This window comes from Thermus kawarayensis JCM 12314 (genome assembly GCF_055393575.1).
This window is the reverse complement of the sequence record NZ_AP043756.1, coordinates 119,702-132,502: the sequence shown is the minus strand read 5'-3', so window position 1 is coordinate 132,502 and position 12,801 is coordinate 119,702. Positions and strand designations below refer to the sequence as shown.

The window sequence follows — 12,801 nt, the reverse complement described above, 5'->3', positions numbered from 1 at the left end:
TTCATGCAGGACCAGGGCGCAGGCACTTAGTGGAGGGTGGCGTGGAGGTCGTCTTGCACGGGGATCTCCGCCGCTTTGGCGAGCGCCTCCGGGTGGAGGCGAGGACGCCCAGGGAGGCCTTGGAAAAGCTCGGCATCCCCCTGGAGGAGGTCTGGCTCCTCGCCGTGGGGGATAGGGCGGTGGACCTGGAGGAGGAGGTGGAGGGTCCTTTGGAGGTCTACCCTCCCATCGCCGGGGGGTGGTATACTTAAAGTCCTGCCCCAAAAGGCAGGGGGCGCCAAAGGGGGGGAGCCGCCCAACGCCCACCCCGCGTAGAAGGGAGAAGCATGCAGAAGAAGGAACTCCTCTCTACGCCCGTGGTCCCCATAGACATCAAGGCCTTTGACGCCGGGCCCATCCTCGAGGCCATGGGCAAGACGGCCTTCCAGGCGAGGAACCTCCACCGGGCGGCGGAGATCTACCTCAGGATGCTGGAGGACGATGCCTGCGTCATCCTTACCCTGGCGGGCAGCCTGGTCTCGGCAGGCCAGGGCCTCATCGTCCGCGACCTCATCAAGAAGGGCCTGGTGGACGTCATCGTGGCCACGGGGGCCAACATCGTAGACCAGGACTTCTTTGAGGCCCTAGGCCACCGCCACTACCAGGGGGACCCCAGGGCCGACGACGAGACCCTGAGGCGGCTTTGGATTGACCGCATCTACGACACCTACATCGACGAGGAGGAGCTCCGCCACACGGACTACACCGTGGCCGAGATCGCCGATGGCCTGGAGCCCCGCCCTTACTCCAGCCGGGAGTTCATCTGGCATATGGGCCGCTACCTGGCGGAGAGGGGCCTGGGGGAGAGGAGCATCGTGCGGGCGGCCTACGAGGAGGGGGTGCCCATCTTCGTCCCCGCCTTCTCCGACTCCTCGGCGGGCTTCGGCCTGGTATACCACCAGGTGAAAAACCCCAAGGCCCACGTGACCATAGACTCCGTGGCGGACTTCCGCGAGCTCACCGAGATCAAGCTTCGGGCGGGCACCACGGGGCTCGTGATGCTGGGGGGTGGGGTGCCCAAGAACTTCGCCCAGGACATCGTGGTGGCCGCCGAGGTCCTGGGCCACCGGGTGGAGATGCACAAGTACGCCATCCAGATCACCGTGGCGGACGAGCGGGACGGGGGGCTTTCCGGCTCCACCTTGAGCGAGGCCCAAAGCTGGGGCAAGGTGGACGCCGCCCTTTCCCAGATGGTCTTCGCCGAGGCCACCCTGGCCTTTCCCCTCCTCGCCTCCTACGTCTACCACCGGGCCCGGGAGCGGGCCAAGCGGCGCTACGCCGACCTCTTCCAGGCGAAGGCGCACCCCGCACCGGCTTAAGTACCCCAAAAGAGGGTTCTCGGCTAAGGCCTTCGTGTTGCGGGACCAAGGCGCCCCGGGCTTTACCAACCCCCTTTTCCTTTGGTACACTCCCGGCAAATGCCCGAGGAGCTAAGGCTTTACCTGAAGGAGCGCTTCGGCGTCTCGGGGCCCGTGTCCCCGGGGCGCTTTGAGGCCGAGCTCGCCAAGCGGGTGGGAAGCCCCGCCCGGCGGGCCCCCCTCCTCAAGGCCTGGCGGGCCTACCTGGGGGGCGGGGGGCGGGAGGCGGTGCGAAGTTTCTACCGCGAGGTCCTCAAGGTCCCCAAGGGGGAGGCCCTGGTCTACGGCATGCACCTGCCTTTCCTGGAGTTCTACGCCAAGGAGGTGCCTTCCCGGGTGGAGGGGAGGGTCTTGGAGGTGGGCCCCTTCACCGGGGCCTTGGTGGGCTACCTCCAGAGGAAGCGTCCCGAGCTCGCCTGGCACGCCCTGGAGGGGGTGGAGGAGGCGGTGGAGGTGGGGCAGAAAAGGGTGCCGGAGGTGGTCTGGCACCTGGGCTGGGCGGAGGAGGCCGCGCTCCCTCCCTTTGACACCCTGCTCCTCCTCTCCGTCTTCCCTGAGGGGCTCGTGGACCAGGGCTTGGAAAGCCGCCTGGCTCCCGAGGCCTTCTGGAAGCGCTTCGCCTTCTTTCGAGCGCCTCCCCCTTTTCCTCCGCCTCCTCCGCCCGGGGGGGCTTCTCGTCTACGGGCACGGGCCCTTTTTGGGCAAGAGCCCGGAAGGGGTGGAGGAGGGCCTTCGGCGCCTGGGCTTTTCCGAGGTGGAGCGGGTGGGGGAGGGGGAGTACTTCCTGGTCCTGGCCCGCAGGCCCGAGGCCCTGGCGGAGGCCTTCTTAGAGGAGGCCCTGGAGGTGCCCTGGGAGGAGCCCGAGCCCGTCTTGGCCGGGGGGGTAGACCTGGAGGAGGTGCGGGCCCTTTTGGAGGCGGGCAACCACAAGGAGGTCCTGGCCCGCCTGCCCGAGGAGGCGGCGGGGGAGGCGGCCTACCTCCGGGGCCGGGCCCTCTTGGCCCTTTCCCGCTACGCCGAGGCGGAGGAGGCCCTGAGGCGGGCCCTCTCCGAGGAGGCGGAGGACCTCCGGGCCTTGGTCCTGGTGGAGCTTGGGGAGTACGAGCGGGCCAAGCCCCGCCTCGAGGCCCTGGCGGTTCGGGGTGGGCGGTACCGGTTGGCCTTGGGCCGGGTGTATTTGGCCCAGGGGCGGTACGCCGACGCCCTAAGGCAGTTTGTGGAGTCGGGCCTCCCCGAGGCGGAGCTTTTCACCCGGGAGGCCCTGGAGCGCATCGCCGAGCGCATGCGCCGCTTCGCCCGGGAAGGGGAGTGGGCGGAGGTGAGCCGCAGGGTGGAGTTCGTGGAGGACCTTTCCCCAGGCCTCCTCACCCGGGAGATGCTCCGGCTTGGGCTTCGGGCGGCCCTTTTCCAAGGGCTCTTCGCCCGGGCCGAGCGCTACGCCAGAAGGCTTGCCGACCTGGACGAGGCCGAGGGGTTTTTGGGGCTGGCCTTGAGCGCCCTCCGCCTCCGCACCCCCTTGGCGTACCGGGGGGAGGACCTGAAGGCCGTGGAGCCCTACCTCACCGAGACCTTGACCAGGGCGGAGATCCCCGAGGCCTCCTTGCTCCTCGGCATCCTCCGCCAGCGGGAGGGGCGCCTCTCCGAGGCCCTGCACCTCCTGGAGCAGGCGGCCCGCCACGGGGAGGGGGAGGTGGCGGGCCTGGCCTTCCACCACCTGGCCGAGGTGAAGCGGATCCTGGGGCGTCCTCTAAGGGAGGTCCTGGGGGACCACAAGCGCGCCCACGCCCACCGGGCCTACCCGGCCCCTTACCTCTTCCGCCTGGCCCGGGAGGCCTTGGCCGGGGGGGAGGAGGTGCTGGCCCGGGAGCTCCTCTCCCGGGCCCGGGACGCGGGCCTCGAGGCCGTGGCCGAGGAGGACCTCCTGGGGCTTTTGCACCTTCTGGAGAGGCTGGAGGGGCCCTGGGCCGCCTTTAGCCTGCTCTACCAGGCCCTGGGCCGCACCCCGGCCCCTCCCCTGGAGCTTCTGGCCCTGGCCTACCGCCTCTCCCGCTCCTTCCGGGAAAGCCCCGAGGCCGAGGCCGTGCGGGGGCAGTACCTGGCCGCCCTCTACGGGGCGGGGAGGGCGGAGGAGGCGGAGGCCCTGCTCCTTTCCGAGCTCAAGGAGCATCCCCAGGCCCTGGAGGTCCTCTATGATCTGGCCGAGCACCACGAGGCCCAGGGGGACTGGCGCCGGGCGGCGGAGTACTGGCAGAAGGCCCTGGAGGTGGCCCTTTACCGGCAGAAGGACCTGGCCCTGGCCCGGGAGCTTCTCCGGAGCCTCCTCTTCCTCAAGCCCCACGACGAAAGCCTCGCCCTCTACCTGGAGGAACTCAAGGCGGTGGGGGAGGGCCTGAAGGCCCTGGGGGAAGAGGCGCCCCGCCTGCCCGAGTCCCCCGGGGACCTCCTGGAGGAGGACCTCCCCCGCTTCCACGGGGAGCACCTTCTGGTGGTGGGGGGGCACACCCAGCTCCGGAGCCGCCTGGTGCCCTTTTTAGAGGCCCGGGGCCTCAAGGTGGACTGGTACGACGCCGACAGCGCCGGGGTGGGCAAGGAGGCCCTGAGGCGCATCCAAAGCCGCCTGGAGAAGGCCCATGGCCTCATGATCGTCTCCAGCTACGTGGGCCACGACCTCTCGGAGCCGGTGCGCCTCGAGGCCGAGCGCCTGGGGGTGCCCGTGTACGTCATCCCCGGGCGCGCCCGGGGGGCCACGGGGTTCCTGCGGGCCCTCAAGACCTTCGCCCCGGAGGTCTTCAAGAAGGCCCTAAAGGGGGTACAGTAGGGCCTATGGAAGCCCTGACCCTTGGCTACTCCCCCTGCCCCAACGACACCTTCATCTTCTACGCCCTGACCTACGGCCGGGTGGAAAGCCCCTTTCCCGTGGTGCCGGTTTTGGAGGATGTGGAGACCCTGAACCGCTGGGCCCTGGAGGGGAGGCTTCCCCTCACCAAGCTCTCCTACGCCGCCTACGGCCGGGTGCGGGACCGGTACGTGGCCCTGAGGAGCGGGGGGGCCCTGGGGAGGGGGGTGGGGCCCCTGGTGGTGGCCAGAAGGCCCCTACGGACCCTGGAGGGGCTTAGGGTGGCGGTCCCGGGGCGAAACACCACCGCCTTCCTGCTCCTTTCCCTTTACGCCCAGGGCTTCCACCCCGTGGAGGTGCGCTACGACCGGATCCTTCCCCTGGTGGCCCAGGGGGAGGTGGAGGCCGGCCTGATCATCCACGAGAGCCGCTTCACCTACCCCCAGTACGGCCTGGCCAAGGTGGTGGACCTGGGGGAGTGGTGGGAGGAAGGGACCGGCCTGCCCCTGCCCCTGGGGGCCATCCTGGCCCGGCGGGACCTGGGGGGGGAGCGCATCCGGGTCCTGGACCAGGCGGTGCGCCGGAGCCTGGAGTACGCCTGGGCCCACCCGGAGGAGACCCTTCCCTACCTCAAGGCCCACGCCCAGGAGCTTTCCGAGGAGGTGATCTGGGCCCACGTGCGCACCTACGTGAACGCCTTTAGCCAGGACGTGGGGGAGGAGGGGGAGAGGGCGGTGGGGCGGCTCTTCGCCGAGGCCGAGGCCCGGGGGCTTTTCCCCCCTTCCCCCGAGCCCCTCTTTATAGACTGAGAGCATGTTCCAGGAGCTTCCCCTCGAGGCCCAAAAGGCCGCCCTCCGGGCCTTCCAGCCCCTGCGGGTGCGGCGGGGTGCCCGCCTCTACGCCGAGGGGGACCGGGCCGATGGCCTCTACCTGGTGCGGGAAGGGTGGGTCTGGCTGGAGCGCTCCGGTCCCCTGGAGGAGCCCGCCACCTTGGGGGTGGTGGGCCCCGGGGGGCTTTTGGGAGAGGAGGCCTTGGTGGGGGAAAGGCGCACGGCGGGGGCCTTGGCCCTCACCTACACCGAGCTCCTCTTCGCCCCCCAGGAGGCCCTCCTTCCCCTTCTAAGCGTTCCCGAGGTGCAGGCCTTCCTCCTAAAGGCCTTTTACGCCCGGCTCAAGGCGGCGGAGGCCCGGCTTTGGGAGATGCGCCACCTCTCCGTGGGGGGGCGTCTGGCCCGCCTGCTCCTGGGCCTGGCCCAAGGGGGGGAGATCCCCTTCTCCCACCAGGACCTGGCCCGCATGGTGGGGGCCACCCGGGAAACGGTGACCAAGCTCCTGGGGGAGTGGGCCTTGGAGGGCTGGGTGGAGCTGGGCTACCGCCGGGTGGAGGTCCTGGACCCCAAGGCCCTTGCCCGCCTGGCGGAGGCGCTTTAGGCTCTAAAGCATGGAGCCCGCCCAGCTGGCCCGCCTTTTGAACCTGCCCCAAGGGGAGGAGGCCCTAAGGTTCCGCCTGGGCCGAAAGGGCCACCCCAGGCTCGCGGAGGCCCTGAGGGCCTACCTCAAGCGCCTCCGGGCCCCGGAGGAAGCCTTCAGGGCCCTGGAGCGCCTGGAGGTGGGGGCGGTGGTCACGGGCCAGCAGGCGGGGCTTCTGGGGGGGCCTGCCCTCACCTTTTACAAGGCCCACACCGCCTTGGGCCTGGCGGAGCGGGTGGGGGCGGCCGGAGTCTTCTGGGTGGCCTCCCAGGACCACGACGTGGAGGAGGTGCGCCACCTTCACCTCCTTTTGGACGAGGAGGTGCGCACCCTCTCCCTCCCTCTCCCGCCCCGCCCCGCGGGGCGCCTTCCCCTTCGAGCCCCACCGCAAGGCCCTCGCGGGCTTCCTCGGCCCTTGGGCGGAGGACCCCCGCCTGGCCTACGCCCTGGAGGCCGGGACCCTCTCCGAGTTCTTCGCCCGGGTCCTCCTGGCCTTTTTGGGGGAGCGTGGGCTTCTCCCCTTTGACCCCATGGCGGAGGAGCTGGCCCCTCTGTTCCAGGAGGCCCTGGAGCGGGAGCTCTCCGACCCCCTGGCCAGCGCCGAGGCCATCAACCAGGAGGCCCGGCGCCTCAGGGCCCTAGGGGAAAAGCCCCCCTTGGGCCGCCCTCCGGGGGCCACCAACCTGTTCCTGGAAACGGAGGAGCGCCGGCTGCTCTTTTACCAAGAGGGGGCCTTCACCGATGGGGTGCGGCGCTACACCCTGAAGGAACTCCGGGAGGTCCTAAGGGCCGACCCTTCCCGCCTAACCCCGGCGGCGGGCCTAAGGCCCGTGTTCCAGGACTTGGTCCTCCCCACGGCGGGGTTTGTGGTGGGCCCCAACGAGTTCCGCTACGTGGCGGAGCTCTCCCGGGTCTACGCCCTTCACGGCCTTTCCATGCCCGCCCTCTTCCTGAGGATGCGGGGGGTGGTGCTGGAGCCCCCTGTCCGGCGCATCCTGGAGCGGTACCGCCTGGACCCCTGGGCCTTGGTGGACCGGGGGGAGGAGGCCTTCCTCGAGGCCCTCCGGGAGACCCTGGGGGGCTTCCGGCAGGTGGAGGAGGAACTCGCCCGGCTCCTGGAAGAGGCCCAGGCCCTGGCGGAAAGGGCCAGGGCCTTGGAGCCCACCCTGGAGCGCCCCTTCCGCCGTTTCCGTGCCCGGCTTCGGGGGGAAGGGGAGCGGCTTCTTCGCAAGGTGCTCCGCGCCCGCCTTTCCCGGGATGCGGTGTTTTTCCGCCACCTGGAGCGCCTGAAGCGCCACCTCCTTCCCCTGGGGCTTCCCCAGGAGCGGGTCTTCCCCTACGCCATGTACGCCCTGCGCCACCAAGATGCCATGGAGAAGCTGAAAGCGGCGCCCTTGGAGGGGCGGGCGGTGCTGGTTTTGGAGTAAGATGCAAAGGAGTATGAAGCGCCTGTTGGGGCTCCTCCTGATTTGGGCCCTCCTTCCCGCCTCGGGCCAGGAGCAGGACCTCACCTTGCGGGTCCTCCTGAAGGAGGCCCCTTCAGGCCAGGAGGTGGTCCTCAAGCTTCCCGAGGGGGAGGTGCGGGCCTGGGCCTCGCCCCAGGGGGTGGTGGTGGAGGGGAAGGTCTACCCCTCCCTGGACCTTCCCGCCCCCTATTTCGCCCTGGAGGGCCGGGCTTACCGGGGCGGGGTGCGCCTCCTGGTGGAGGGGGGGAGGCTTCTTTTGCTGAACCTGGTCCCTTTGGAGGACTACCTCCTCGGGGTCCTGCCCGGGGAGATGCCCGAGGGGTTTCCCCTGGAGGCCCTCAAGGCCCAGGCGGTGGTGGCCCGCACCTTCGCCGTAAGCCGCCTGAACCCCAGGGCCTCCTATGACCTTTGCGCGGAGGAGCGTTGCCAAGTCTACCTGGGCTTTTCCGCGGAAAGGGAACGGTACCGGGTGGCGGTGGCGGCCACCCGGGGCCAGGTCTTGAGCTACGGGGGGAAGGCCATCTCCGCCCTTTACCACGCCGACTCCGGGGGGATGACGGCGGGGAGCGAGGAGGTCTTCGGCAAGGCCCTGCCCTACCTGCGCCCCCGTCCCGATCCCTACGCCAAGGGCCCCAAAAGCCTGTGGCGGATGCGGGTGGAAAGGGCCCAGGCGGCCAGGGTGCTCCAGGCCCTGGGCTTCGGCCCCACGGGGGAGGACCCCCCCCAGGTTCTGGAGCGGAGCCCCTCGGGCCGGGTGTGGCGGGTGCGGCTTCTGGGGGTGGAGCTTCGGGGCCTCGAGGCGGGCCGCTTCTTGCGCCTCCTGGGGCTTCCCTCTACCCTGGTGGAGTTCCAGGGTTTTGAGGCTTTGGGGCGGGGAGCGGGGCACGGGGTGGGGCTTTCCCAGTGGGGGGCCAAGGGCATGGCCGAGGCGGGGTACGGCCACCGGGAGATCCTGGGGCACTACTTCCCCGGCACCTTTCTTTCGGACCTTCTCCTAGGCGGGCTTCCGGGTCCGGCCTGGGCCCTTCGCTAGGCCGTGTGGATTCCCACGCCCCTAGGGCCTCTTTGGCTGGAGGTCTCCCCCCTGGGGGTGCGGCGCCTGGAGCCCGCCCTCTTTCCCCGGGGAGAAGAGGCGGCAGGTCCTTTGGCCCGGGCGGTGCGGGAAAGGGTGGAGGCCTACTTCGCCGGGGAGAGGCCCGATTTTTTGGACCTGCCCCTGGACTACACCGGCCTTTCCCCGGGGCGCACCGCCCTCTACCAACGGGTGCGGCGCATCCCTTACGGGAAGACGGAAAGCTACGGGAGCCTGGCCCTGGAGCTGGGCCTTGCCCCCCGGGCCGTGGGGGCGGCCCTTAGGGCCTGCCCCTTTTTCCTCCTGGTGCCGGCCCACCGGGTGATCCACGCCGACGGGCGCCTCGGGGGCTTCGCCGGGCAGGAGGGGTTGAAGCGCTGGCTCCTCGCCTTTGAAGGGGTCCTAAACCTCCACCCAGACCGCTAGGGAAAAAGGGGGAAGCTCGGGGCCGCAAAGGCGCCCCCCCATGGGGGTGCAGAGGCTTCCCGAGAGGAGGTCCACCGCCCGGGCCCCCCGGGGCAGGGCCCCGTGCAGGGGGAAGTCCTGGCGGAAGGGGTGGGGGGTGGCGTTCACCACCACCAGGTAGGGCCCCCGGGTGAAGGCCAGGTGCCCGTCCGCGGCGTAGACGCGCCGGTAGGGGGCGGTGCGCAGGAGGGGGTGCTCCTTCCTGAGCCGGGCCAGCCGCCTCACCGTTTCCCGGATGGCCCTTTGCCAGCGGGCCTCCTCCCAGACCATCCCGCCCCGGTTCTCCGGGTCGGGGCCCCCTTCCATGCCCACCTCTTCCCCGTAGTAGACCGTAGGGTTCCCGGGGAGGAGGAAGAGCAGGGCCAAGGCCAGCCTTGCCCGCTCCACGCTGCCCCGCAGGAGGCTCAGGAGGCGGGGGGTGTCGTGGGAGGTGAGGAGGTTCATCTGGGCCCGCACCACCTCCTCCCGGTAGCGGCCGAAGAGGTTTTCCAGGCGGTGGCTGAAGGCCAGGGCCTGGAGGGGCTCAATGGGCCCCAGGCCTGAGCGGGCGGAAAGCTCCCGGTCCAAAGCCTCCCCGCCCACGAAGCCCAGGAGGGCCCGGCTCAGGGGGTAGTTCATGGTGGCGTCAAACATGTCCCCCTGGAGCCAGGAGTCGGCTTCTTCCCAGACCTCCCCCACCAGGTAGGCCTCGGGGTTCGCCCCCTTCACCCGCCGGCGGAAGGCCCGCCAGAACTCGGGGTCCGGGATCTCGCCCGGCACGTCCAGCCGCCAGCCGTCGGCTCCGAAGCGCACCCAGTGCTCGGCCACGGAGAGCAGGTACTCCTGCACCGCCGGGGTTTCCACCTTGAGCTTGGGAAGCTCGGGGTTGCCCCACCAGGCCTCGTAGTTGGGCTCGAGGCCGTAGGCGTTGAGGGGGAAGCCCTTCACGTGGTACCAGTCCCGGTACGGGCTCGCCTCCCCGTTTTCCAAAAGGTGCTGGAAGGCGAAAAAGCCCCTTCCCGTGTGATTGAAGACCCCGTCCAGGATGACCCTGATCCCGTGGGCGTGGGCCACCTCCAGGAGGTGGCGGAGGGCGGCGTTGCCTCCCAGGAGGGGATCTACCTGGAAATAATCCACGGTGTGGTAGCGGTGGTTGGCGGTGGAGGCGAAGACGGGGTTGAGGTAGAGGGCCTCCACCCCCAGGTCCAGAAGGTACGGGATCTTCTCCGCCACGCCCCAGAGGGTCCCCCCCTTGAAGCCCCGGAGGGTGGGGGGGGCCTCCCAGGCCTCCAGGGGCCCCGCGGGGGCGGGCCTGCCCGGTGGGCCTGAGCGGAAGAAGCGGTCGGGGAAGATCTGGTAGAAGAAGGCGCCCTCGTACCAGGCCATGGGCCAGAGTGTACCACAGGAAGAATGTGCCCAGATCACAAAAATCCTTGCCGGGTCCAGGGGCTTTTGGTATCCTCCCGGGGTGAGGGGTATGCGGGGCCAGCTCTTCGTCATGACCGGGGCCAGTGGGGTGGGCAAGGGCACGGTGCGGGCCAAGGTCCTGGAGCGCACCCGCCTCTTCTACTCCATCTCCATGACCACCCGTCCCCCCCGCCCGGGGGAGCGGCACGGGGTGGACTACTACTTCGTGGACCGGCCCACCTTTGAGGCCCTCCTCGCCCAGGGGGGGTTTCTGGAGCACGCCGAGTACGTGGGGCACCTCTACGGCACCCCTAAGGCCCCGGTGGAGCGGGCCCTGGCCAGGGGAGAGGACGTGCTCTTGGAGATTGAGGTCCAGGGGGCCCTCCAGGTGAAGGAGAGGATGCCCGAGGCCGTGCTCATCTTTTTGGTGCCCCCTTCCCTCTCCGAGCTGAAGCGGCGCCTGGTCTACCGGGGCACGGACGACCCCGAGAGGATTCGGAAGCGCCTGGAGCAGGCGGAGAGGGAGATGAGGAACGCCCACCGCTTTGACTACGTGGTGGTGAACGACGTTCTGGAGGAGGCCGTGTCCGACTTCTTGGCCATCCTCACCGCCGAGCGCCGCCGCCAGGCGCGGATGGAGGAGGCCATCGGGCGGGCCTTGGCGCGGGACGAGGTTCTGGAAAGGGATCTGGACGAGGTTCTTAGGAGGAGCCATGGCGGAACCGGGGATTGACAAGCTTTTTGGCATGGTGGATTCCAAGTACCGGCTCACGGTGGTGGTGGCCAAGAGGGCCCAGCAGCTTTTGCGCCATCGCTTCAAGAACACCGTCTTGGAACCGGAGGAAAGGCCGAAGATGCGCACCCTCGAGGGCCTCTTTGACGACCCCAACGCCGTCACCTGGGCCATGAAGGAGCTTCTGGTGGGGAGGCTCGTCTTCGGGGAGGGGCTGGTCCCCGAGGACCGCCTGCAAAAGGAGATGGAGAAGCTTTACCCCGTGGGGGAAGAGGAGGCCTAGTGGCCCGGGTGCTGGTGGCGGTCACGGGAGGGGTGGCGGCCCTCAAGGCCCCCCACCTCCTCCGCCTCCTCCGGGCGAGAGGGCACGAGGTCCGGGTCCTGGCCACGGAGAGGGCCTTGGCCTTCATCACCCCCCTTTCCCTGGCGGTGGCCGCGGGGGGTGAGGTGGCCACGGAGGAGGCCTGGTTCCGGCCCGATGGACGGGCCCTCCACATAGAGCTCGCCCGCTGGGCGGAGGCGGTCCTGGTGGCCCCTGCCACGGCGGACGCCATGGCCAAGGCCGCCCTGGGCCTGGCCGACGACCTCCTCTCCGCCACCCTGCTCGCCGGGGCCAGGCGGGTGGCCTGGGCCCCCGCCATGAACGAGGCCATGTGGCTTTCCCCCCAGGTCCAGGCCCACGCCGAGCGGCTTAAGGCCCTGGGCCACGCCCTCTTCGGCCCCGCCTACGGGCCCTTGGCGGCGGTGGGGGAGGGGGAGGGGTGGGGGCGGATGCTGGAGCCCGAGGAGCTGGTGGAGCGCCTCCACGCCCTCCTCGCCCCCAAGGACCTGAAGGGCCTCCGCCTCCTGGTTTCCGCCGGGCCCACCCGGGAGTATCTGGACCCCGTGCGCTTCATCTCCAACCCCTCCTCCGGGCGGATGGGCTACGCCGTGGCCGAGGCCGCCCGGGACCGGGGGGCGGAGGTGGTCTTGGTCTCGGGCCCCACCTCCCTTCCCGACCCCTGGGGGGTGGAGGTGGTGCGGGTGGAAAGCGCCCTGGAGATGCAAAAGGCCCTCCTCGGCCGCTACGGCTGGGCGGAGGCCGTGGTGATGGCGGCGGCGGTGGCCGACTACCGCCCGGAGAAAACCCTGGCGGAGAAGGAGCCCAAGGCCGAAGCGGAAAAGGTCCTGCGCCTGGTGCCGAACCCCGATATCCTCAAGGAGCTTGGGGAGAAGAAGGAGGGCCGGGTCCTGGTGGGCTTCGCCATGGAGACCGGGGAGGGTCTGGAGCGGGCCAGGGAGAAGCTAAAGCGCAAGAACCTGGACCTCATCGTCCTCAACTGGGTCAACCGGGAGGGGGTGGGCTTTGGGAGCCTGGAGAACCAGGTGGTCCTCCTCCTCAGGGACGGGCGGGTTCTGGAGCTTCCCCGGATGAGGAAGCGGGAAGTGGCCGAACGTATACTGGACCTGGTCAAGGAGCTTAAGCGCTAAGGGGTGGGTATGCGCAGCAAGGCGGAGCGGCACCGCGCCATCCAGGAGATCGTGCGCAAGGAGGAGATCAGCACCCAGAAGGAGCTGGTGGAGCGCCTGCGCCAGCTCGGGTTTGAGGTGACCCAGGCCACGGTGAGCCGCGACATCGCCGAGCTCCGCTTGGCCCGGGTGGCCTTGGGCAAGGGGCGGCACAAGTACGCCCTCCCCTCCATGGAGCTTCCCGAGGACGTGTACGAGGAGCTAAAGCGGCAGGTGGGCCTCTTCGTGAAGGACGTGGACCGGGGCGGCAACCTCTTGGTGCTCAAGACCGCCGAGGGGCACGCCTCGGGCATCGCCCTCCTCATAGACCGCCTGAAGCGGGACGAGATCGTGGGCACCCTGGCGGGGGAGGACACCATTTTGGTGGTGGCCCGCACGGAGGAGGACGCCAAGGCCTTGGAGGAGGAGTTCGGCGGGCTTCTCCTTTCGGGGAAGGGCCTGGGGCCGAGGCTGGCCCCCTCCTGAGC

General features: G+C 70.0%; 10 protein-coding genes and 3 pseudogenes. 12 read left to right on the top strand and 1 reads right to left on the bottom strand.

Annotation, left to right across the window (positions count from 1 at the left end):
- Positions 1-41: 41 nt before the first annotated feature.
- The 8 genes and pseudogenes from ACZ5RK_RS00970 (at position 42) to ACZ5RK_RS00935 (ending at position 8,667) form a co-directional block, all read left to right on the top strand.
- Positions 42-315 (top strand): annotated as a pseudogene (locus tag ACZ5RK_RS00970) (hypothetical protein).
- 11 nt (positions 316-326) lie between these two features.
- Entirely contained in the window at positions 327-1,358 is a 1,032-nt protein-coding gene (locus ACZ5RK_RS00965; protein WP_054647424.1) for a 1,9-bis(guanidino)-5-aza-nonane synthase, read from the top strand.
- 99 nt (positions 1,359-1,457) lie between these two features.
- Positions 1,458-4,215, top strand: a pseudogene (locus tag ACZ5RK_RS00960) (tetratricopeptide repeat protein).
- A 5-nt stretch (positions 4,216-4,220) separates the two neighbouring features.
- Positions 4,221-5,042: a menaquinone biosynthesis family protein gene (locus tag ACZ5RK_RS00955; RefSeq protein WP_464909338.1), complete on the top strand. Its 822-nt coding sequence runs from the start codon at positions 4,221-4,223 to the stop codon at positions 5,040-5,042.
- Between the two features lie 4 nt (positions 5,043-5,046).
- On the top strand, positions 5,047-5,664 hold the full coding sequence (locus tag ACZ5RK_RS00950) for a Crp/Fnr family transcriptional regulator (RefSeq protein WP_464909337.1): 618 nt from the start codon (positions 5,047-5,049) through the stop codon (positions 5,662-5,664).
- A gap of 10 nt (positions 5,665-5,674) precedes the next feature.
- Positions 5,675-7,130 (top strand): annotated as a pseudogene (bshC, locus tag ACZ5RK_RS00945) (bacillithiol biosynthesis cysteine-adding enzyme BshC).
- A gap of 13 nt (positions 7,131-7,143) precedes the next feature.
- Positions 7,144-8,202 carry a SpoIID/LytB domain-containing protein gene (locus ACZ5RK_RS00940; protein WP_464909336.1) on the top strand — a complete coding sequence of 353 codons (1,059 nt, stop codon included), beginning with the start codon at positions 7,144-7,146 and terminating at the stop codon, positions 8,200-8,202.
- Positions 8,203-8,205: 3 nt separating this feature from the next.
- Positions 8,206-8,667 (top strand): methylated-DNA--[protein]-cysteine S-methyltransferase, encoded by a 462-nt coding sequence (locus tag ACZ5RK_RS00935; RefSeq protein ID WP_464909335.1) that lies wholly within the window; start codon positions 8,206-8,208, stop codon positions 8,665-8,667.
- Here ACZ5RK_RS00935 and ACZ5RK_RS00930 read toward each other — a convergent pair.
- Positions 8,644-10,071, bottom strand: coding sequence for a glycoside hydrolase family 13 protein (locus ACZ5RK_RS00930; protein WP_464909334.1), 1,428 nt, complete (start codon positions 10,069-10,071; stop codon positions 8,644-8,646). The two genes, ACZ5RK_RS00935 and ACZ5RK_RS00930, sit on opposite strands and share 24 nt — an antisense overlap.
- A gap of 91 nt (positions 10,072-10,162) precedes the next feature.
- On the opposite strand from ACZ5RK_RS00930, the gene gmk reads away from it, so the two are divergent.
- Genes gmk through argR form a run of 4 tightly spaced genes read left to right on the top strand, consistent with a single transcriptional unit; the run spans position 10,163 to position 12,799 of the window.
- Positions 10,163-10,825, top strand: a complete 663-nt coding sequence (gene gmk / locus ACZ5RK_RS00925; RefSeq protein ID WP_054647734.1) for a guanylate kinase — start codon at positions 10,163-10,165, stop codon at positions 10,823-10,825.
- Complete coding sequence (rpoZ, locus tag ACZ5RK_RS00920) at positions 10,806-11,108, top strand: DNA-directed RNA polymerase subunit omega (protein WP_054647735.1); 303 nt, start codon at positions 10,806-10,808, stop codon at positions 11,106-11,108. The genes gmk and rpoZ overlap by 20 nt, the downstream gene beginning before the upstream one ends.
- A complete protein-coding gene (gene coaBC, locus ACZ5RK_RS00915) occupies positions 11,108-12,295 on the top strand; it encodes a bifunctional phosphopantothenoylcysteine decarboxylase/phosphopantothenate--cysteine ligase CoaBC (RefSeq protein ID WP_464909333.1) in 1,188 nt (395 codons plus the stop codon). Before rpoZ ends, coaBC begins: the two co-directional genes overlap by 1 nt.
- A 9-nt stretch (positions 12,296-12,304) precedes the next feature.
- Positions 12,305-12,799: an arginine repressor gene (argR, locus tag ACZ5RK_RS00910; RefSeq protein ID WP_054647791.1), complete on the top strand. Its 495-nt coding sequence runs from the start codon at positions 12,305-12,307 to the stop codon at positions 12,797-12,799.
- Positions 12,800-12,801 lie beyond the last annotated feature (2 nt).